General features: G+C 66.9%; 18 protein-coding genes and 1 other annotated feature. Of the genes, 17 read left to right on the top strand and 1 reads right to left on the bottom strand.

Going from position 1 to position 21,494, the window contains the following annotated elements; all coding sequences use genetic code 11:
* The first annotated feature begins 164 nt into the window (after nt 1-164).
* The 14 genes from J1M37_RS10855 (at nt 165) to J1M37_RS10795 (ending at nt 15,589) form a co-directional block, all read left to right on the top strand.
* Complete coding sequence (locus J1M37_RS10855) at nt 165-1,748, top strand: acyl-CoA carboxylase subunit beta (protein ID WP_206452640.1); 1,584 nt, start codon at nt 165-167, stop codon at nt 1,746-1,748.
* On the top strand, nt 1,745-2,017 hold the full coding sequence (locus J1M37_RS10850; RefSeq protein WP_206452639.1) for a hypothetical protein: 273 nt from the start codon (nt 1,745-1,747) through the stop codon (nt 2,015-2,017). The genes J1M37_RS10855 and J1M37_RS10850 overlap by 4 nt, the downstream gene beginning before the upstream one ends.
* Entirely contained in the window at nt 2,014-2,298 is a 285-nt protein-coding gene (locus tag J1M37_RS11800; RefSeq protein WP_416374381.1) for a PqqD family protein, read from the top strand. Before J1M37_RS10850 ends, J1M37_RS11800 begins: the two co-directional genes overlap by 4 nt.
* A 196-nt stretch (nt 2,299-2,494) precedes the next feature.
* Nucleotides 2,495-3,994: a polysaccharide biosynthesis tyrosine autokinase gene (locus tag J1M37_RS10845; protein WP_206452638.1), complete on the top strand. Its 1,500-nt coding sequence runs from the start codon at nt 2,495-2,497 to the stop codon at nt 3,992-3,994.
* Between the two features lie 9 nt (nt 3,995-4,003).
* Nucleotides 4,004-4,987 (top strand): nucleotidyltransferase family protein, encoded by a 984-nt coding sequence (locus J1M37_RS10840; protein WP_206452637.1) that lies wholly within the window; start codon nt 4,004-4,006, stop codon nt 4,985-4,987.
* 11 nt (nt 4,988-4,998) lie between these two features.
* Nucleotides 4,999-6,234 (top strand): glycosyltransferase, encoded by a 1,236-nt coding sequence (locus J1M37_RS10835; protein WP_206452636.1) that lies wholly within the window; start codon nt 4,999-5,001, stop codon nt 6,232-6,234.
* Nucleotides 6,235-6,257: 23 nt separating this feature from the next.
* On the top strand, nt 6,258-7,706 hold the full coding sequence (locus tag J1M37_RS10830; RefSeq protein ID WP_206452635.1) for an O-antigen ligase family protein: 1,449 nt from the start codon (nt 6,258-6,260) through the stop codon (nt 7,704-7,706).
* Complete coding sequence (locus J1M37_RS10825) at nt 7,699-9,183, top strand: lipopolysaccharide biosynthesis protein (protein ID WP_206452634.1); 1,485 nt, start codon at nt 7,699-7,701, stop codon at nt 9,181-9,183. The genes J1M37_RS10830 and J1M37_RS10825 overlap by 8 nt, the downstream gene beginning before the upstream one ends.
* Nucleotides 9,184-9,194: 11 nt before the next feature.
* On the top strand, nt 9,195-10,022 hold the full coding sequence (locus J1M37_RS10820; RefSeq protein WP_206452633.1) for a polysaccharide pyruvyl transferase family protein: 828 nt from the start codon (nt 9,195-9,197) through the stop codon (nt 10,020-10,022).
* The gene (locus tag J1M37_RS11750) at nt 10,019-11,095 is read left to right on the top strand and encodes a glycosyltransferase (protein ID WP_206452632.1); all 1,077 of its coding nucleotides are present in this window, start codon (nt 10,019-10,021) and stop codon (nt 11,093-11,095) included. The genes J1M37_RS10820 and J1M37_RS11750 overlap by 4 nt, the downstream gene beginning before the upstream one ends.
* Nucleotides 11,096-11,587: 492 nt before the next feature.
* Nucleotides 11,588-12,781 (top strand): glycosyltransferase family 4 protein, encoded by a 1,194-nt coding sequence (locus J1M37_RS10810; protein ID WP_206452631.1) that lies wholly within the window; start codon nt 11,588-11,590, stop codon nt 12,779-12,781.
* 22 nt (nt 12,782-12,803) lie between these two features.
* Nucleotides 12,804-14,068, top strand: a protein-coding gene (locus J1M37_RS10805) for an IS3 family transposase (protein WP_241251031.1) whose coding sequence is annotated in 2 segments (ribosomal slippage) — nt 12,804-13,107 and nt 13,107-14,068 — 1,266 coding nt in all. Because the reading frame shifts where the segments join, the coding sequence is not laid out codon by codon here.
* Nucleotides 13,103-13,237, top strand: a sequence feature (AL1L pseudoknot). It overlaps the preceding gene by 135 nt.
* 5 nt (nt 14,069-14,073) lie before the next feature.
* Nucleotides 14,074-14,247 carry an integrase core domain-containing protein gene (locus J1M37_RS10800; protein ID WP_416374380.1) on the top strand — a complete coding sequence of 58 codons (174 nt, stop codon included), beginning with the start codon at nt 14,074-14,076 and terminating at the stop codon, nt 14,245-14,247.
* A gap of 256 nt (nt 14,248-14,503) precedes the next feature.
* Nucleotides 14,504-15,589, top strand: coding sequence for a glycosyltransferase family 4 protein (locus J1M37_RS10795; protein ID WP_206452630.1), 1,086 nt, complete (start codon nt 14,504-14,506; stop codon nt 15,587-15,589).
* A 17-nt stretch (nt 15,590-15,606) separates the two neighbouring features.
* Here the strand turns inward: J1M37_RS10795 and J1M37_RS10790 are convergent, their stop codons facing one another.
* Nucleotides 15,607-16,779, bottom strand: a complete 1,173-nt coding sequence (locus J1M37_RS10790; RefSeq protein WP_206452646.1) for a glycosyltransferase — start codon at nt 16,777-16,779, stop codon at nt 15,607-15,609.
* Nucleotides 16,780-16,904: 125 nt separating this feature from the next.
* On the opposite strand from J1M37_RS10790, the gene J1M37_RS10785 reads away from it, so the two are divergent.
* From J1M37_RS10785 to J1M37_RS10775, 3 genes are all read left to right on the top strand, one after another.
* Nucleotides 16,905-18,590 (top strand): DUF885 domain-containing protein, encoded by a 1,686-nt coding sequence (locus J1M37_RS10785; protein WP_206452629.1) that lies wholly within the window; start codon nt 16,905-16,907, stop codon nt 18,588-18,590.
* On the top strand, nt 18,587-19,282 hold the full coding sequence (locus J1M37_RS10780) for a Maf family protein (protein WP_206452628.1): 696 nt from the start codon (nt 18,587-18,589) through the stop codon (nt 19,280-19,282). Before J1M37_RS10785 ends, J1M37_RS10780 begins: the two co-directional genes overlap by 4 nt.
* Nucleotides 19,283-19,446: 164 nt before the next feature.
* Nucleotides 19,447-21,303 carry an acetyl/propionyl/methylcrotonyl-CoA carboxylase subunit alpha gene (locus J1M37_RS10775; RefSeq protein ID WP_206452627.1) on the top strand — a complete coding sequence of 619 codons (1,857 nt, stop codon included), beginning with the start codon at nt 19,447-19,449 and terminating at the stop codon, nt 21,301-21,303.
* The last annotated feature ends 191 nt before the right edge of the window (nt 21,304-21,494 follow it).

The following is a 21,494-nucleotide window of genomic DNA, read 5'->3' as shown; positions in this document are numbered from 1 at the left end:
GGCTCAATCGGCCAGTGTACGGGCCGCCGCCGGGGCGCGCGGAGGGGCGGCCCGGGCCGACGTCCTCGCCGCTTGTGGGCTTCCTCCAACCGAGGGCGTCCGCGGCGGCCCGTACACTGGCCGATTGAGCCTCCGCATCTGGCGGACCACCACAAGGAGGACGTGTGACCGATCCCGATCTGACCACCACGGCCGGCCGGCTGGCCGACCTGCATCGGCGGCTCGAGGCGACGGCCGCGCCCGGCGGCCCGGACGCCGTCGAGCGCCAGCACGCGCGCGGCAAGCACACCGCGCGCGAGCGGATCGACCTCCTCCTGGACGAGGGCTCCTTCGTGGAGCTGGACGCGCTGGCCGTGCACCGCACCACCGCGTTCGGCATGGACGCCAAGCACCCGGCCGGCGACGGCCTGGTGTCCGGCTTCGGCACCGTGGACGGGCGCCAGGTGGCCGTCTACTCCCAGGACTTCACCGTGTTCGGCGGCTCGCTGTCCGAGCGCAACGGCCAGAAGATCGTGAAGGTCCAGGAGTTCGCCGCGCGCAACGGCTGCCCCGTGATCGGCATCCTCGACGGCGGCGGCGCGCGCATCCAGGAGGGCGTGGCCTCCCTCGCGCAGTTCGCGGACATCTTCCGGAACAACGTCCTGGCCTCGGGCATGATCCCGCAGATCTCGCTGATCATGGGACCCTCCGCCGGCGGCGCGGCCTATTCGCCGGCGCTGACGGACGTCGTGGTGATGGTGGACCAGACCTCGCACATGTTCATCACCGGCCCGGACGTGATCAAGACCGTCACGGGCGAGGACGTGGACATGGAGACCCTCGGCGGCGCCCGCTCGCACAATTCCACCTCCGGCACCGCCCACTACATGGCCTCCTCGGAGGAGGACGCGATCGCCTACGTGCAGGACCTGCTGGAGTTCCTGCCCTCGAACAACCTGGCCGAGGCCCCCGCGTTCGAGCCGGCCCCCCTCGAGCTCACGTCGGAGGACGAGGCGCTGGACGAGATCGTCCCGGACTCCGCCCACCAGCCCTACGACATGCTCGAGGTCATCGCCTCGATCGTGGACGAGGGCCACCTGCTGCAGCTGCAGGAGCTGTACGCGCCCAACGTGATCACCGGCCTGGCCCGCCTGGACGGCATGAGCGTGGGTGTCGTCGCGAACCAGCCGATGCAGTTCGCGGGCACCCTGGACATCGCCGCCTCGGAGAAGGCCGCGCGGTTCGTGCGCTTCTGCGACGCGTTCAACATCCCGATCATCACCCTCGTGGACGTGCCCGGGTTCCTGCCCGGCACGGACCAGGAGTTCAACGGCATCATCCGCCGCGGCGCCAAACTGATCTACGCCTACGCCGAGGCCACCGTGCCGAAGCTGACCGTGATCACGCGCAAGGCCTTCGGCGGCGCGTACATCGTGATGGGCTCCAAGAAGCTCGGCGCGGACCTGAACCTGGCGTGGCCCTCGGCCCAGATCGGTGTGATGGGCGCCCAGGGCGCCGTCAACATCCTGTACCGGCGTGACCTGAAGGCGACGGCGGAGGCGGGGGGCGACGTCGACGCGCGGCGGGCCGAGATCGTGGCCGACTACGAGGCCGAGCTGCTCAACCCCTACCAGGCCGCCGAGCTGGGCTACGTGGACGCCGTGGTGCCCCCGCACGCCACCCGCGGCCACCTGGTGCGCGCGCTGCGCGCCACCTACCACAAGCGCGAGGCCCGCCCCGCCAAGAAGCATGGGAACATGCCGCTGTGAGCGCCCCCGAGCACGCCCCGCGCCAGGACGGGGAGCACGAGGAGAACGAGGGCGTGCGCCTGGACGGCGCCCAGCTCGAGCCCGAGGAGATGGCCGCCCTCACCGCGATTCTCGCCCAGATGCGGGCCCGGGGCGGCACCGAGGTCCCGCAGACCGGTCGGCACGGCCGCATGCGCCGCCCAGACCGCACCCTCGTGCGCCGCGGGGACCTGGGCCTGTGGGCCCGCCCCGGCCAGGACCAGTGGCGGCGAACCGGGGGGTGGCGATGAGCACAAACGCCATCCTCGGCCGCACCCGCTTCGTCGCATCTCCGCACCCATGGGTGGACACCCCGTCGGGTTCTGTCCTGATCGCACCCTCACCGAAAGGGGCGCTTGCCCTTCACCCTCCTACCTTGTGGATATGGCAAGAGCTCGCTGTCCCCAGGACCCTCGATGAATTGTGTGATGCAATGGCTGCCACCCATGACGGGTCGGACGCCGATCTGAAATCCGACGTCAGCCGCCACGTGCACCTCCTCATCGAGCTCGGTTTGGCACATCCCACCTGAGTCGACTTCCGGTGCTACCAAGTCGGGCGGCACGGCCCCTGGCGGTGGGCTTGTCGATCATCTGGACAGGTACGATCGACTGCTTTGTCCTCCCTGATAAGATTCATGCAACGTGCCGTGTTTGGCAGCGTGGTCGGCGGCGCAAGGACTGGGGTGGTCGCCACCACGACTCCCCCTCTCGAGTTGAAGGACCAGCGTGACAATTTCTCACCAGAATGAGGTCGAGCCTTCGCCGTCTGTCATTGCGAAGGAGACCGTCCGCTTCCTCCGCCGGCGATGGAAGTCGATTGTCGTGGGCACGATGGTCGGAATCCTCCTGGCCGCCCTCTGGAGCATCGCCCAGACCCCCCGCTACACGTCGACCACATCGGCCTTGGTATCTGTCGCAGGAGGAGAGTCCATCGGGATCGCACTCACTGCGGACAACCTCGCCAAGTCGAAGGCCCAGCAGTATGTAGAGCTCGGCAATTCTCGTGCTGTAGCCGAGGCTGCCACGGCAGGGCTGTCCTTCCCCCTGTCGAACGAGGCCGCCATGGCGGCGACAAATGTCGTGTCAATGCGCGAAAGCCCCATTCTGACTATCACCGCGGAGGCCCTTGATCCGGCCCATGCGCAGGAGCTCGCGGCAGCGTGGACCCAGGCTCTGGCCGATCGCGTCCAGAGCCTGGAGGGGCAGACCAATGGAGGGCCCACAGCCTCGACCATTGTGTCGATCATGGTTCTCTCCGATGCAACCCGTCCCGCATCTCCATCGTGGCCGAACATCCCCCTGGTGCTTGCTCTCGGCGCCCTCGTTGGCCTTGTAGCGGGGCTTATTGTGGCCGCAGTGCGCCATCTGCTGGACAACAAGATCCGGTCAGTCTCGGTGCTCAAGGACGACTTCGGGCTGTCCGTCCTCGGCACCATCCCTCTCGTCGGACGCACTAAGAGAAGAGCGCGGCTCCGGAAAAAGGACCGCGAGTCGCGACATACGCGCATTTTGGTCGAATTCGGCGATGCTGGCCCTGTCACCGTCGGGAACGAGCGCCCCAGCTTCCACGTGACCGAAGCATTCAAGGAGCTACGCACTAACATCGAGTTCCTCCGCCCGGACAATGCGCCTCGGATTATCACCATTACTTCTTCTCATCCCGGTGAGGGCAAGTCATCGGTGGCGAGCAACCTCGCTGTCACCATGGCGCAGACGGGCAAGCCCATAGTCATCATCGACGCAGATCTCCGGCGCCCGGTGCTCGCCAAGACCTTCGGCCTCGTGGAAGGGGTCGGCGTCACAGACATCATGGTCGGCCATGCTGCGGTCGTCGACGTCATGCAGTACATTCCTGCGCTGCCGTCGTTAACGGTGCTGGGCGCCGGGAAAATCCCGCCCAACCCCTCAGAAATCCTCGGGTCAGACCGCTTCCGTGACATGGTTCTGGATCTTGCACGGGAGGCGCTCGTGATCATCGACGCGCCGCCGCTTCTTCCAGTCACCGACGCAGCGATCCTGGCACGTCGATTCGACGGGTGTCTCGTCGTCGTTGGAGCCGGCGAGACCACCGCCGATGAGCTCAATAAGGCCGTATCCACCGTCAAGAGTATCGACGGCGACGTACTGGGGGTCGTGTTGAACCGTATTCCCACCACCGGCGCAGAGGCCAGCTCCTATCAGTATTACGGCAAGAGCTACTACTACGACGAGTCCTTCCAACAGTGAGGGGCCGACTTGCACACTGAAGAAGCAGACACCCCGGAGCGACTCGCTCCCCAGGGATCGTTGCCGGAGGAATTGCTCCCAAGGCAGTCCGCCTCGGAACTCGCTCATGCAATCCTCCAGAGGGAATGCGATCGACTCGGCGTCGACGTCCTCTTCCTCAAGGGAGAGGGGGCGCATATTCAAGGACTACGTCCGCCTAAACAATCTAGCGACGTGGACATTCTCCTGGCGCCCAAAGATCGCGATCGCCTATTAGCTTTCTTGCGCTCAACCGGATGGAGCCAGCGCCCCGTCGGCCATGTGGGAGTTGCGCTGGACCACGCGGTCACGCTGTACCACCCTCGCTGGCCGATCGACATTGACATCCATCGCAGAATCCCTGGCTTCGGAGTTCCCGCTGAGGAAGCCTTCGAGGCCCTCCACCGACGCTCCGTCGAGGTGACCCTGGCGCACTGGAGCGTGACGATCCCTCACCGAGTGGACCACGCTCTCCTCCTGGCGCTCAACACCGTCCGCTCGCCCTGGGAGCATCAGGCTGATTCGATACTGGCCTACCTCTCGGACAGCATGAGTGACACTGAGCTGACGGAACTCGGAATTCGCATCAAAGAGATGTGCTGCGGGCCCGAGATGGCACCTTTCACCGCCGAGTACTCTCGAGGCCTCATTCCGACAGATACTTCAGCACCGAGCCGCGAGTGGATGCTCTACCAGCGCCAGGATCACCCGGCGGTACTCTGGCTCGACGCCATCCAGCGAGCCCCGTGGCACCTCAAGCCTGCGCTCGCAATCCGTGCCGCTGTCCCGTCTAGTCAAGCTATGGCCGCCGACGACCTTGAGCTCACCGACGCGTCGGTCGTGACCCTGGCACGCCGACGTTATCGGCGCTTTGCGCAGTTCGTTCGATCATCCCCCGCTGCACTGAGATCATATCGAGAATTCCGCAGGAGTCTGCGAACCATGCCCCAAATAGACAGGGAGCGCAGAGCATGAGGAGCCCTCACATGAAGATGACAGCACACTCAGCAATGTCCGAAACCTCTGAGCTCCGCGTTCTCCACCTCGACCACACCGCCGTGCCGGGAGGTGGGCAGCTGGGCTTGGCTCGCTTCATCGAGAATGCGCCTAGGGGCGTTCACGCGGTCGCATTCCTCACAGGAGGGGCCATGGTGGACCGCATCCAGCGGACGGGAATCCAGGTGCAGACCCGCCTGCCGGACGCCGCATTCCTGGCGCGTAGGGACCTCTCCACGTCGCAGCGGTGGTTACGTCAGGTCGTCGCATCTTTCTCGCCGTACGTCATCCTGGCGAAGAGCGCGGCAACGGCCAAGGCCTTCGCTCCCATTCTTCTGTTCACGACGGCCATGGCTCTTTACTACATGCGTAGCTCGCCTTCCACGACGTCCAACGACCGGTTCACGAGCCTCGTCATGGACAGCCTCCTCCACCGGCACCTTGATGCTTTCCTAGCGAACAGTACGTGGGCTCGCGACAATCGCTCCCTGCATTTGCAGGGCCACCCCATGGAGGTCGCCTACCCAGTGTCCGGCGTCACCAACGACGCCGGCGCGACCGCCGACCGTCCTCTCGAGCACGATGAGCGTGGGAACAGGATCTTCAGGATCGTCTCCCTGGGTCAGTTCGAGCCCGGCAAGGGCCACATTCAACCGCTTCAAGCCGCGAATCCGACCCAGAAGGCGCTGGAGGCCAAACAGATCAGCAGCACTGTCGACCTCTTCGGTGGCGACGTCCTGGGCAACAAGGAGTATTCGCGAGAGCTCCATGGATTCGCTCAAGGGGTGACCCCCAAGGTGTCCTTCCATGGACACGTGCCCGACGTCAACTCGCACCTGGATCGCTCAAACTGCCTGGTGCTGAGTTCAGACGAACCCAAGCCCTCCTGTCAGATGATTGTCCAGGCAATGTCCCGAGGGGCTCTCACGATCGTCCCCAATGAAGGCGGCCCCAGCGATGAGATCACTCCCGACATCGACGGGCTGACGTATCCGCTCCGTGACGCCGCCGTTCTGGCCGAACGACTCGGGGGCGCAGTATCAGACAAGGAGCATGCCACATGGGACCGCCCAAGCTGGTCTCGCACGTTCACAGGTCTTCACCGACACATCGACGGCCGAACAAATCATGCACGCCATCGAGCGCCTCCACCGGGCACGACACCGCCGACGGTAACGCACCCCACCCATAAGAGAGCACCCCTCGTACCACTGTCTCGGTGGTAGACCCCTAGACTTGGAGGTCACACATGACACTCATGCTCGTATCTGTCGCGCTGTGCTTCTACGTGGCTGCGGTCGCGGTAATTAGCACGCAGAAGATGCGCGCATTCTACACATTCCTCCCCATCGTGATTGCGTGCGCAGTCTTTCCCCGTCAGGTATGGAGTGGCGGCGAGACGTCCAACCCGCTCCCTGACATCGCCCCCGGCAACCTCCAAATCACCACCTACGTCCTCGCCGTCGCCACCGCGGCCGTTATCGTCCCCCTGCAGCGGACGCGTCTGCGCATTGCCTTTCCCCACGCCGTCTTCTTCGTCGCGCTGGTGATCTTGACGATCACACTGTGGGGCAATCGACCACACCATTGGAGCGGGGTGCTCGTCGTTGCCGCAGGCCTGGGCGCCTGGGCTGTCGGCCGCAGTCACGTTCTCAGTGTTGATTCCCGAAGCGGTTCTGCCCATCTGATCCTCGTCACTACCGCTGTGATCCTCACGATGCAGATGCTTCTCACTATCGCGCAGATCGCCGGCGTTGACCAGCCGACGTGGCTCACTGGCATCAACGAGAGGACCCGGTCGATCGAGGAATCCGGCCGAGGGGTGGGCACCTTGGGGCATCCGGCCAACCTCAGCAAGCTCTCCGTCCTGTTCACTTTCATCAGCCTTCCGTTCATGGTGTCCCCCGCCGCTCGCATGCGACGGCTGGCGCTAACAAACGTCGCCCTGGCCTTCGCCGTCGCCGGCCTGACGGTAAGCCGCGCGAATATCTTCGCCGTCGTCGTGCTCGTAGGCCTGTGGGTCTTGCTCGCCCCCCGCATGCTGCGTCTGCGGACGCGATTTTTTATCCTGACAGCGGGCGTGCTCGCGGCACTGTCGTTCTACGAGGACATCGTTCGCCGCTTCCTCGAGGACCCGGAGGGCGGTGAGCGACAGAACCTTGAGCGCGCCGTATGGGAGCAGTTTGCCCTGACACCGTTTACCGGCACCGGGGTAAACTCGTACATTGCGGTCGTCGGGCAGTGGGACCCGTGGACCGCAACGGGATACCCCGTTCACAACACGTTCCTGCTCGCCGCAGCGGAGTTCGGCATTCCGGCCGCCATCCTTCTATTCACCCCCCTGGCACTCCTGTGGCTTCGCGCGATCCTCAACATCCTTGTGAGCCGGAGGCTCCCGTGGAGTCTGAGCACCGTCTTCTCCATCCCCGCAACCCTCGCGGTCACCCTGACCGGATGGGGGATGTTGTCTGGAGGCTATCTGACGCTCTGGATGTTGGTATGTGGAATCCAGGCTGCCGGCGTCAGCGCGGAGTATAGGTCGCTATGGGCAACCCGAAGGAGGCTCTCGGCCCCTCAGCTACCAACTGCACTCCACGCTCTCCAGGCGCGCTCTCCGTCGCAGGTGGTTCCTCCCCCTGCGCATCGCACCACGTTCCCCCTGCCCACATCTGACCCAGGAACGGCCAACCATGGATGAGTCGCCGTCATCCGCAGACGACGGACACCCGTCGCCAAAGGACCGCCAGGGCGGCAGTGGACTCCGCCGTGGTGCAGGTCTACTCCTGGCCTCCCAGTGGGTCCGCTTCATCGCCCAGCTTACGACGACGTTGCTGCTTGCCAGAATCCTCGTGCCCGACGACTTCGGCACGGCAGCCCTGGTCACAATGGTGGTCGGGTTCGGCTACCTTCTCGGAGAATCCGGGCTGAGCGCCGCAGCGATCCAGGCAGCAGATCTCACAGACCGGCAGGCATCGAACCTGCTCTGGACCAATGTGGCCGTGGGCGGCGTGCTCGCCGGAATTGCCTATGGACTATCTGGACCCTTGGGATCGTTCTCCGGGGATGCTCATGTCACAGAGTCCCTCAGGGTGGCCTGCTGGGCACTTCCGCTCCAGGCCGCGTACTCCCAGATCGCGGCTCAGCGGACACGCGCTCTGCAGTTCTCAAGGATCGCCATTGCGGAGGTCACCGCTCAGATGGCAGGCCTCGCGCTGGCGATCACGCTGGCCTTGTCCGGGTTCGGGCACTGGTCTCTGGTCCTCCAGCTCGTCGCGGTGGCGGCCGTCCAGCTCCTTTGCATCGTACTCGGCGCCCTTCCATGGCGCCTCTATCTACCGTCGCGCGCTCCGATGGGCCGCCTTTACCGCTTCGGCTTCGACACCCTAGGCCTTCAGGCACTGACCTACGGCAGCAACAATATGGACACCTTCGCTGGATCTCGCTTCTGGGCGACCGCCGATCTTGGCATCTACTCGCGCGCTATCCAGCTGTTCCGACAGCCGCTGCAGCTATTGCTGACCCCGCTCACCAAGGTCGCGCTCCCCATCCTGTCAAGACGGCAAGCGGACGTCACATGGCTGAACCACGTCCTCGTACGCGCCCAGAGGCTCATTGCGAGCACGTTGGGAATCGTCTTTGCTGTCCTCCTGATCAGCGCCGAGGAAATCATCTACCTCGCCCTCGGACCAGGATGGGACCCAGTCGTCCAGCCATTTCAGATCCTGGTGATCGGAGGGATCTTCCAGTGCGCAGGCTATGTATACTACTGGGCGTTCCTGGTACGCGCCAAGACCGGCGTGCAACTGCGGGCGTCGATCCTGAGCCGCTCCCTCCAAATAGTCTTGATCTGTGTGGCGGCACCCTTCGGCCCAGTGTGGGTGGCGGCTGCGGTCAGCGCCGGACTCCTCTTGCACTGGATACTCTTGTCCACGCTTCCGATGCGCCGGACCGGCCTTGACGTTCCAGCTCTAGTCCGGGCGCTCCTCCTACCCATGGCTATCCACGTCGCCCTGTGTTCCGCGGGCATTCTGGTCCACCGGTACCTGATTCGCTTCCTTGCTAGTGACTTCTTGATCATCCTCGGGGTCACACTCTTCTACTGTACCGCCTTCGCCATCGTCGCGACTTTGTCTGGTACTTTGAGGCAGGATTTTCGCTCCATTTTCGCTCGATGAGAGGCTGTTCAATGACCGTGGTTCGCGGAGTAGACGTATACTCATGGAATCCAGGACGAATTCGCATTCCGTTGCTCGGAAAGCGCGTCGGCCCCCGGCTCAACAACTTCGGCGATCTCCTCGGCCCCGATATTGTCGCTGGCATGCTTGACAGCATGTCAATCGTATCGGGTGCAGCCAAGGATGCGAACGAGAACGGCGCGACGCTCTTCGTCGTCGGCTCGGTCCTGCACTTCGCGAAACCGGGCGACGTCGTCTGGGGTTCAGGCATCAACGGCAAAACGGAGCGCAATTTCCCGTACCCCAGCCCCCTGGACGTCCGTGCTCTGCGTGGGCCGAAGACCAAGGAAGTTCTCCTGTCTGCTGGCGTGGAGATCGGACACGTCCCGTTCGGGGATCCAGGCTTGTTGGCACCCGCCCAGTACGGGATTGCAAAGGCGGAGGTCGCGACCACGCGCGTGGGCGTCGTCCCGAACTTCAATGAGCGCAATTTGTACCGCGGACACGAGGGATTCATCGACCCTCTGGACTCCCCGGCAGCCGTCATCGGACGCATCGCGGCGTGCGACGTGGTCGTTGGCTCGTCGCTGCATGGGCAGGTGATCGCAGATGCACTCGGTATACCCTGCTGGCCAATGAGCACTTCCCATGAGCCCCCCTTCAAGTACCAGGACTATTATCTCGGCCTGGGCATCGATCCGGTGACTCCAGCGACGAGTATCGACGGTGCACGCAGAAATGCCCTGGCATTCGCCAAGCAGGAGGGCTCCCGTCTCAGCCAATGGACTCCTGCGAACCTCCTGAAGGCATTCCCCAACGACCTATGGAAGGTTAAGTGAAGGTGAAGGTCCTTAGTTCGATCGCGTTCCAGTCGAACGACCCGAACGACTTCGTGAATGCGTACTGGAAGTCCGTCGGTAGCCGCCATGCCCTAGCGTCCTTCTCCTGGGCGAGGGCGCTCTTCTCGCGCTATGACGTCCTGCATGTCCAGTGGCCCGAGTACCTCGTTGCAGGAAAGGGCCTTCGAGGAGCGGTCCGTAGCGCTCTTCCTCTCGCGTTCTTCTTGAAGGTCCGGCTGCAGCGCACCCCTGTCATCCAGACCGTGCACAACCAGGTAGCGCATCAGGGTTCCAGCACCCGTGACCGACTTCTCCTCAAGCTCCTCGACGGCGCCACAGTGGGGTGGATTTATCTCAACGAGTCGCCCGAGAATCGGATGGATTACGGAGCCGTGATTCTGCATGGGGTCTACGATGCACCGCCGTCCGCCGCCGGCGTAGAGCCGGTGGAAGGCCGCTTCGCGGTCGTAGGAGGCCTACGCCGATACAAAGGGCTCGAATTGCTGATCGACGTCGTCGACCGGCTTGGCCGACCGGACATCTCCCTGAAGATCGCGGGGCCCGCAACAGACGAGGAGTATGCTGCCGAGCTGGCTGGAGTTGCCGGTCGCGCACCGGGTGTCGACCTTGACGTGAGGCTGCTCAGCAACACCGATCTGTGGACTATCGTGCGCTCCGCGAGTTGCGTGGTGCTACCCTACAAGACCTTCTACAACTCAGGCGTGGCCCTGCTCGCCTTGAGCGCCGGGCGCCCTGTGCTCGTCCCGCGGACTCCCTCGTCCGAATCTCTGGCCGAGTCCGTGGGTGAGGAGTGGGTGAAGCTCTTCGACCACCCGCTGACCCCCGAGGATCTGTCCGCCGCTATAGACTCACCGCCGCCGCCAGGCAGACCGGACCTGAGCCGTCGCCAATGGGAGGATGCGACGGACCTCTACGATGAGGTTCTGACGGCGGCGGTTCTCGCGCGCAGAAGCCAGCGTTCCATGTCCGCGGCCCGATGCGCGTTCCGGGCGCGGATCACCGACAGCGCGATCCTCAAGCGGCATTCGGTGCGTAACAGGGACATTCGCTGACGGGTCGACCGGCGGCGCCGGCTTCTGCTGCCGTGGCGTCGCCTGCGGCCCTCACTATGACCCACACCCATGTGACGAGCTCTTACGGCTCTACCTCAAGCGAAAAGGTGCCCATGCTTTTCATCAAAGCTCGTTTTATCACCCGGCCCACGTCCGGAATGCAGCGCTTCGCGGAATCCATCTCGGCCCCCTGCTCAAGCAGCGGACGGATGTGACCCTGCCGGCCCCCTCGGGAGCACGCCCCCGCCCCGATGGTCCACTCGCGGACGCGCCCTTCACCTGGGTAGGCCGGCTCTCCGGTCACCTGTGGGAGCAGGCAGATCTACCTCGGTACCTGTGCGGGATGGGCAGCCCACTGGACAGGCCGCCACCTCCCCGTGGGTGAGCCGCCGCCGAGGACAACGTCCCGCTCATAACTCAGGTCCTGCTCGAAGACTGACGCATCGGACCGCCTCGAACTGCCATCGGTCACTACATCTCTGGAGGCGACTCTTGACTAACGCTTTTCCTCTGCGCATCCTTCACCTCGACCACACCGGCGTCCCCGGGGGAGGACAGCTGGGGCTCTGCAGATACCTCGAGCAGTCCCCGAACGGGCAGCACGGCGTCGCCTTCCTCACAGGAGGGCCGACGGTGGACAGGGTGCGACGAACGGGCGTTCCCGTCGCGGTGTGGCGCGCCGATTCAGACTTCGTCGCGCGACGCGACCTCTTCACCTCCCAGCGGTGGCTTCGGGCCGCCATTCGAGGGTTTGAGCCCGATGTCATCCTCGCGAACAGCGCAGCCGCGGCTAAGGCGTATGCGCCGCTCATCCCCACTACGGACGCCGTGAGCTTGTACTACATGCGCACAGACCTATCGGCTCAGTCCATGGGGCTCGTGCGGAACAAGGTCATGACGAACCTGTACTACCGACACTTCGACGGGTTCATCGCGAACAGCATCTGGACGAAGGACAGTCGGCCACGAGAGATCCAGCATCGACCCATCGAAGTGGCATTTCCCGTGTCCGGCATCCAGGGACGGGAGAGTGGCTGTGCCGTGCGGCCCACACGGCACACGGCGAACGGTGGACGGATCTTCTCGATCGTCAGCCTCAGCCGATTCGATCCCTGGAAGGGACAGCAGCATCTGCTGGAGGCCGCAGATCGCGCGCAGCAAGAACTCCTGCATCACAACATCCACATCGAGATCGATCTCTACGGCGGAAACGTCATGAGCGACCCCGAATACATCCAGCAGCTCAAGGAGACTGCGAGGCGAGTCTCCCCGACCGTGCGATTCCATGGGCACATCTCGGACGTGAACTCCAAGCTCGACCAGGCGGACTGCCTCGTCCTCTCCTCTGTCCTCCCCGAGCCGTTCGGGCAAGTAGTCGTCCAGGCAATGAGCAGGGGGGCACTGGTGATCGTGCCGGACGAAGGCGGCCCGTGCGATGTGGTGCGCCACGGCGAGAACGGCCTGGTATACCCTTCGCGCGACACCGCCGGCCTGGCACGCTCCATCCTCCTGGCAGCACGCGATCCTCACTTCCGCCTCCGACTCGGTGAACACGGAATGCTCCGGGCCCAGGACTTCGCAGACACCCGAACCGCTCACAGACTCACTGAGGCGATTGCGGCCCTTCACACCGAAGTCACGGGACGCTCGAGACTGAAGCGCCCTGGGTCTGATGGAGACTCCTGACCTTGGGAACGAGGATGGAGTTATGCCGAAAGAGCAGACAGTGGGGAAGCCGACGACGCGTCGGTATTCGCCGGAAGAGAAGGCCGCGGCGGTCCGGATGGTCCGGACGCTGCGGGCCGAGCTGGGAACCGAGCATGGGACTGTGCAGCGGGTCGCGACGCAGCTTGGATACGGGGTCGAGTCCGTGCGGATGTGGGTCAAGCAGGCCGACATCGACGAGGGCGTCACCACTGGTGTGAGCAGTGCTGAGGCGCAGCGGATGCGTGAGCTGGAGCAGGAGGTCCGGGAGTTGCGACGGGCCAATGAGGTCCTCAAGCGTGCCGCGTCTTTCTTCGGGGCGGAGCTCGACCGCCACTACCGGAAGTAGTCGCGTTCATCGACGCGAACATGGATGACCTGGTCGACGGTCGCCGGCTCGGAGTCGAGCTCATCTGCAGGCTGCTGCAGGTGGCTCCGAGCAGCTACTACGCAGCCAAGACCCGTGCCCCCTCGGCTCGGGCGGCGCGGGACGAGGAGCTGATCCCGCAGCTGGTCGAGCTCTGGGAGACCAACTACCGCGTCTATGGGGTCCGCAAGCTCTGGAAAGCCGCCCGCCGGGCGGGGATCATGATCGGCCGAGACCAGACCGCCCGGCTGATGCGCGCAGCAGGCATCGAGGGTGCGCGACGGTCGAAGAGGGTCAAGACCACCCGGCCGCACCCGGCGTCGACGCGGCACCCGGACCTCGTGGAGCGGGGGTTCACCGCGCCTGCCCCGAACCGACTCTGGGTCACCGACCTGACGTTCGTGCCGACGTGGGCCGGCGTCGCGTACGTCTGCTTCATTGTCGACGCGTTCAGCAGGATGATCGTGGGGTGGCGGTGCGCGTCGCACATGCGCACCGAGATGGTCCTCGACGCGATCGAGATGGCCCGCTGGTCCCGCGGCACTGGCCACGAGGACCTGCGCTGCCACAGCGACGCGGGGTCTCAATTCACCTCCATTCGCTACGGCGAACGCCTCGCCGAGATCGGAGCGACACCGTCGATCGGGACCGTCGGGGACAGCTATGACAACGCCCTGGCCGAGACCGTGAACGGCTATTACAAGGCTGAACTCGTCCGCGGACCCGCACGGCCAGGCCCCTGGCGAACGGTCGAGGACCTCGAGCTCGCGACCCTCGGGTGGGTGCACTGGCACAACACGCAACGCCTCCACGGCTACCTCGGCGACGTCCCACCCGCCGAGTTCGAGGACACGTTCTATGCTGTCGAAGCCGACCGCGAACAGCTGGTCGGAATCAAATAGCGGGAGTGTACATCAGACCCAGGGCGCTTCAGTCCGTCGAAGCGGTCGAGCTGGCCACCATGGGGTGGGTGCACTGGTGGAACACCGCACGCCTCCACGAGGCCCTCGGCTATCGCACTCCCGCGGAGGTCGAGGCCGCCTACACTCACGACCAGGACTCAGCGCCCGTTGCGTCCTAACCTCGGAACGAAACCTAGAGCGCTTCAGCCCTGGAAAGTCGATCAGTCCGGACTGCAGGTCTTCTGAGGGAGCAGCGCGCACCACGCCCTGAGCGGTTTCATGCGCACGCGGCGGGGCCGCATACACTCGGAGAGCGGCCCGGTCCCCGTCAGATCCCCATGCTGGACCGAACAGCCGCACGCTCTTCACGCCCGATTCCATCCAGGCGGCTCGCCAGCACAGATGTTGGCCGGGCCCAAGTCCAGGAGCACACTCTTGATCGTCCTCAACGCACGGTTCCTCGCTCAGCCGGTCTCCGGGGTGCAACGGTTTGCGGAGAACATCACGGCCGAGCTGATGGCCATGAGGAACGACATCGAACTCGTCGCCCCCCGGGGGACGAGCGCGCGGAAGGACGGTCCGCTGTCCGGTGCGGACATTCGCCAGGTGGGGCGTCTGACCGGTCATGCATGGGAGCAGAGCGAGCTGCCGCTCGCGCTCCGCCGTCAGGGATCTCCACTCCTTCTGGGCCTCACCAACACCAACCCCGCCCTCTATGAGAAGAAGATCAGCACCCATCACGACATCACCTACGTGCGATATCCGGAGAGCTACTCGCGTCGGTTCCGGATGGCCTACGGCTTGATAGCACCGCGCATGTTGGCCACCAGCAGGCGGATTCTGACGGTCTCGCAGCATTCTCGCGCGGACATCGCCGACCACTTCAGGATCGACGCCTCGAAGATCGAGGTGGTTCCCAATGCCGGCTCTGCCCCCGCCCCCTGTCAGAAGGGACACGAGGACCCATGGGAGGGCGTGGGCTCCGAGTACTTCCTTTCCGTCTCCTCCCACAACCTCCACAAGAACGTCGCCCGACTGATCGAGGCCTACGGGCGATATCGCGCGGACAGCGGCTCGCCGACGCGTCTCGTCCTAGTGGGCAACAGCGTCTCCTCGGTGTTCTCCGGCACCGGAATCGACCCCGTGGCCGTGGACGGCATCGACTACCTGGGCCGCGTGTCGGACAAGGAGCTCCGGAGGATCTACGCCGGCGCCAAGGCCTTCGTCTTCCCCTCCCTGTACGAGGGCTTCGGGATCCCACCCCTGGAGGCGCAGGCGCATGGCGTCCCGGTGATCAGCTCGGACGCCGCCAGCCTTCCCGAGGTGCTGGGCGACTCCGCCCTCTACTTCGGACCCCGGGACGTGGACTCGATGGTCCGTGCGCTGGCACGCGTGGATCGGGACGAGCAGCTGCGCACCTCGCTGGTCGCGCGGGGCCGCATCAATGCCGAACGGTTCTCCTGGCGCGCGTCAGCTCTCACCGTGTCACAGGTCTTGGACGAGGAATTGTCCCGCGGCTGAGGAGTGACGGTACAGGATCATCCGTGCCGCTGACCGACGTCATCCAGCCCAGAGGGGACCAGAGACTCCACGTGCGCCTCGATCTCGGCGTGGAAGCGCTGTTCTGAGAACAGGTCCGCGTGACGGCGCATCGCCTCGCGGTCCCACTCATGCTCTGCAGCCCGGCTGATCCCGTCCGCGACGGCTTCCACCCGGGGGGCATCCACGAAGACCCCGTTCAGCCCTTCGACGATCGTGTCGAGGTATCCCCCGGCGCGCAAGGCGACCGTGGGCACCCCCCAGCCGCTGGCTTCCAAGGGAGTGATGCCGAAGTCCTCGTGACTGATGGCGATGAGTGCAGTGGCGTGGGCGTAGGCCCAGCTCAACTGGGCATCCGACACATCGTGGGCGAAGACCACGGTCGGTCCAGCCATGGCACGAAGGCGTTCCTCCTCGGGCCCCTTGCCCACGATCAAGAGGTTCTTCCCGGCCCGCGACGCAGCCTCGACGGCCACATCGACATGCTTGTACGGCATCAGCCGGGCGACCGACAAGACGAACCCCTCGGCTATGAACCGCTCGGCTTCCGGGATGGGACTTTGGTCTGATCCCGTTGAGATGGTGTGCGGGGGGAACACGGTGGGGACGTCCATGCCGTAGGTGGCGCCGATCCTCTCTCGCACCACGGACGAATTCGCCAGGTATCGAGTCCGGCGTCGTACCGCAGCTCGGTCCCAGATCTTCAGCGCGGGGCGGAGGCCGCGTGCCGCCAGGGCCTTGAGCGAGCGGGAACGCTCCGCGCCGAGGTAGTCCTCCAGGAGGTACACCCACCGCGCGGGGGTGTGGCAGTACACCAGAGTGGAGCCTGAGTAGCGGAACCCGTGCGCCCATCCGGACGAGGAGACCACGGCCACCGGCTCCTTCACCTGGATGCGGGAGGAGATGAACGGCAGGAGCGGCAGGGCGCGACGGGGGTCCGACCGCAGAAGGCCCACACGATTCACGGACGGCGTGATGATGTGCGCGTCCTTGAACTCGGGGAAGGTGCCCTCCGGGTCGTAGAAGGTGGTGTAGATGGGCGCGTCCGGCCAGCGGCGGTGGAGCGAGAGCACCACACGCTCGGCTCCGCCCCTCTGTGTCAGGTAGTCGTGTGCGATGGCGAGGGGGAATGGGCCGCCGCTCCGGCCTCCCGGACCTGTTGCCTTCTCCACTGCGATCAACGTCCTTCTCCATCGGGTACCGATCCGACGACACGAAGAATGTCCCTGCCGTCCTGCGCCTCGGAGTGTAGTTCGCTTCTGCGGCGCGCAGTGCCTGCAGCCGTACCATCGCTCCTATGACCCAGACCTCACCTGCCCCCGCCATCGGTACGCGCACCCCCACCGCCGTGGACGATCTGGCCGAGCGCCACGTCGCCCGCTACCTCGAGCTCCACCCGGAGGAGGCCACCACCCTCGGCCTCGCCGGCCACGAAACCGAGTACGGCGACTACTCCCCCGCCGGGGCCCGTGCCCTGGATGAGCTCAACCGGGACACCCTCGCCGCCCTCGATGGCGTCGAACCCGCGGATGACATCGACCGAGTCACGATCGCCGCCCTCCGCGAGCGCATCGGCCTCGAGCGGGAGATCCACGCGACCGGCCGCACCGAGCTGAACAACATCGCCTCCCCCGCCCAGGGCATCCGCGCGGTCTTCGATCTCATGCCCACGGACACCGCGGAGCAGTGGGGCCACATCGCCGGCCGCCTCGAGAACCTGCCGGCCGCCCTGCGCGGCTACACGGAGTCCCTGCTCGACTCCCGCGACGCCGGCCACGTGGCCGCGGTGCGCCAGGTGGACATCGTGGTGGAACAGGCCCGCGCCCACGGCGCCGCGGGCGGGTTCTTCCCGGGCCTGAACGAGCGGGCCGAGGCGGCCGACGTCGTGGACGACGCCCTGGCCGCCCGCATCCGCTCCGGCGCGGACACCGCAGCGCAGGCCTACCGCGACTTCGCGGACACGCTCGAGGCCGAGCTGCGCCCGCACGCCCCGGAGGCGGACGGCGTCGGGATCGACTACTACCGGCTGGCCTCCCGCGTCTTCCTCGGCGCCGAGATCGACCTCGAGGAGACCTACCGCTGGGGCCAGGAGGAGCTGGCCCGCATCATCGCCGCGCAGCAGGCGGACGCCGAGCGCATCCGGCCGGGCGCCACGATCGAGGAGGCGCGCGCGATCCTGGACGCGGACCCGGAGCGCACCCTGAAGGGCACCGAGGCCCTGCGCACATGGATGCAGCGGCTCTCCGACGACGCGGTCGAGGCCATGAAGGAGCACTTCGAGATCCCGGCCCCGATGGACCGGCTCGAGTGCATGATCGCCCCCACCCAGGAGGGCGGCATCTACTACACCGGCCCCTCGGACGACTTCTCCCGGCCCGGCCGCATGTGGTGGTCCGTGCCCCCGGGCGAGGACGAGTTCACCACGTGGGCGGAGACCACCACGGTCTACCACGAGGGCGTGCCGGGCCATCACCTGCAGATCGCCACCGCCATGATGAACCGGGAGAACCTCAACCTGTGGCGCCGCAGCTTCTGCTGGACGTCCGGCCACGGCGAGGGCTGGGCGCTGTACGCGGAGAAGCTCATGGAGGAGCTCGGCTTCCTCGACGACCCGGGCGACCACCTCGGCATGCTGGACATGCAGCGCATGCGCGCGGCCCGAGTGGTGTTCGACATCGGCTACCACTGCGGCTTCGACGCCCCCGAGTCCGAGGGCGGCGGCGCGTGGACCCCGGAGAAGGGCTACGCGTTCCTGGCCAAGCACTTGAGGATCTCCGAGGGCCAGCGCCGCTTCGAGTTCACGCGCTACCTCGGCTGGCCGGGGCAGGCGCCGGCGTACAAGGTGGGCCAGCGCATCTGGGAGCAGATCCGCGCCGAGCACGAGCAGGCCGAGGGCGCCGACTTCGACCTCAAGGCCTTCCACACGCGGGCCCTGCGCCTGGGCGGCATGGGCCTGGACACCCTGCGGGAGGCGCTCGCGTGATCCCGCACGACGACGGCGCGGCCGGCCCCGGCACGGGCCTGCGGCTGGTGCTCGGCTCGGCCTCCCCCGGCCGGGCGGAGGTCCTGACCCGGGCGCGGGTGCCGTTCCGCGTCGTCGTCTCGGGGGTGGACGAGGCGGCCGTGGGCGCGGCGGCGGGCGACCCGTCGCCGGCGGAACTGGCGGGCCTGCTGGCGGAGGCCAAGGGCCGCGACGTGGCCGCCCGGGTGGCGGCCGCCGGCGTCGAGGCCCCCACGCTCGTGCTCGGCTGCGACTCCGTGTTCGAGTTCGAGGGCCGCGCCCACGGCAAGCCGTACGAGCCCGAGGTCGCCGTCGAGCGCTGGCGCGCCCAGGCCGGCCGGGAGGGTGTGCTGCACTCGGGCCACTGGCTGGGCCTGGTGCTGCCGGAGCCCGGGGTCGGGTCCGGGATGGCCGCGGAGGCGGGCGTGGTGTCCGCCGTCGTGCGCTTCGGCGCCGTCACCGAGGCCGAGATCCAGGCCTACGTGGCCACGGGCGAGCCGCTGCACTGCGCGGGCGCGTTCACGGTGGACGGCGCGGGCGCGGCCCTCGTGGACGGCGTGGACGGAGATCCCAACGCGGTGATCGGACTGTCCGTGGCATGGCTGCGGCGGGCCGCGGCGGCCCTGGGCCAGGACTTCACCCGGTTGTGGGAACCCTCCAACGCGCAGCGCTGATCCGGCGCGACAGGGCCGCGTGCCTCGGAGGGTTCCGCCACAACGAGTAGGGTGCTGGTCAGAGTCGGCGCCGTCCCGCGCCCTTCGCCCCAGCGGGTGAGGGGCACGACCCCGGACGTGGCGCCCGCACCCCCAGTCGTGATCGTCCGAGGAGTCCATCGCCCATGAGCATCGCCGACGCACCGCAGGCCTCGGTCGTCCCGCCCGTCGACCCCGCGGCAGAGCGCCGGTTCTCCCGGGTGCTGATCGCCAACCGCGGCGAGATCGCCGTGCGCATCATCCGGGCCTGCCAGGACGAGGGGCTGACCTCCGTGGCCGTCTACGCCGAGCCGGACCGGGACGCCCTGCACGTGACGCTCGCGGACGAGGCCGTGGCCCTCGGCGGGGAGACCGCCGCCGACTCCTATCTGGTGATCGGCAAGATCCTCGACGCCGCCGAGCGCGCGGGCGCGGACGCCGTGCACCCCGGCTACGGCTTCCTCTCCGAGAACGCGGACTTCGCGCGCGCCGTGGCCGACGCCGGCCTCGTGTGGATCGGCCCGCCCGCCGAGGCGATCGACCGGCTGGGCGACAAGGTCTCGGCCCGCCAGCTGGCCACCAAGGTCGGCGCCCCGCTGGCGCCGGGCACCACCTCCCCCGTGACCGGCACGGAGGAGGTCGTCGCGTTCGCGGACGAGTTCGGCCTGCCGGTGGCCATCAAGGCGGCCTACGGCGGCGGCGGCCGCGGCATCAAGGTGGCCCGCACGCGCGAGGAGATCCCCGAGTTCTACGAGTCCGCGGTCCGTGAGGCCGTGGCCGCGTTCGGCCGGGGCGAGTGCTTCGTGGAGCGCTTCCTGGACAAGCCGCGCCACGTGGAGACGCAGTGCCTGGCGGACGTGCACGGCGACGTCGTCGTGATCTCCACCCGCGACTGCTCGCTGCAGCGCCGCAACCAGAAGCTCGTGGAGGAGGCCCCGGCGCCGTTCCTCACGGACGAGCAGAACGCCCGCCTCGTGGAGTCCTCCAAGGCGATCCTGCAGGAGGCCGGCTACGTCGGTGCGGGCACGTGCGAGTTCCTCGTGGGTCAGGACGGCACCATCTCCTTCCTCGAGGTGAACACGCGCCTGCAGGTGGAGCACCCGGTCTCCGAGGAGATCACCGGCATCGACCTCGTGCGCGAGCAGTTCCGCCTGGCCCGCGGCGAGGCCCTCGGCTACACGGACCCGCAGCCCCGCGGCCACTCGATCGAGTTCCGCCTCAACGGCGAGGACCCGGGCCGCAACTTCCTGCCCGCCCCCGGCCGGCTCACCACGTTCCGCATGCCCAGCGGCCCCGGCGTCCGTGTGGACACCGGCGTGGTGGAGGGCGAGACCGTGTCCGGGGCCTTCGACTCCATGGTCGCCAAGCTGATCGTCACCGGCGCGGACCGCCGCCAGGCCCTGCAGCGCGCCGCCCGCGCCCTGCGCGAGGCCGAGATCGTCGGCATGCCCTCGGTGCTGCCCTTCCACCGCGCCGTGGTGCGCGACCCCGCCTTCGCCCCCGAGATCGCCGGCTCGGAGGAGCCGTTCTCGGTGCACACCCGGTGGATCGAGACGGAGTTCGCGAACCGCATCGAGCCGAGCGCCCTCACCCCGGCCGAGCCGGCCCCCCGCGAGGCGCGCCACACCGTGACCGTGGAGGTCAACGGCAAGCGCGTGGACGTCACCCTGCCCACGTGGGGCGAGGCCCTGCACACGATCTCCGGCGCCGCCCAGCGGGCCGGTGCGGGACGACGCCGGCCCCGCGGCAAGCGCGGCGCGCCGGTGGCCGCGGCCGTCAGCACGGACGCGCTGACCGCCCCGATGCAGGGCACCGTGGTGAAGGTCGCCGCCGAGAACGGCCAGACCGTGGCCGAGGGCGACCTGATCGTGGTCGTGGAGGCCATGAAGATGGAGCAGCCGCTCACGGCCCACCGCGCGGGCGTCGTCAGCGGGCTCGAGGTCGAGCCGGGCCAGACGGTCACGGCCGGTACGGTGATCGCCACCATCGCCGACGCGGAGTGAGCCGCCGGCGACGACGGCGGGGAGCGCCGGCGTCGTGGGCTGGTTCCACATGGTGGACGACGGGGATGTGACTCTCGCAGATCGGCGCGACGAGGCTTAACCTGGCACGCATCTTCGTCTCACATCGTGGTCGCTCGCGACCCCCTGTGCCCGTCATACCAGGGAGACACCATGCCCCACTCCACCCCGCC

Source organism: Micrococcus sp. KRD012, from assembly GCF_017168555.1.
GTDB classification, from domain to species: domain Bacteria; phylum Actinomycetota; class Actinomycetes; order Actinomycetales; family Micrococcaceae; genus Micrococcus; species Micrococcus luteus.
This window is presented reverse-complemented; position numbering and strand designations above follow the sequence as displayed.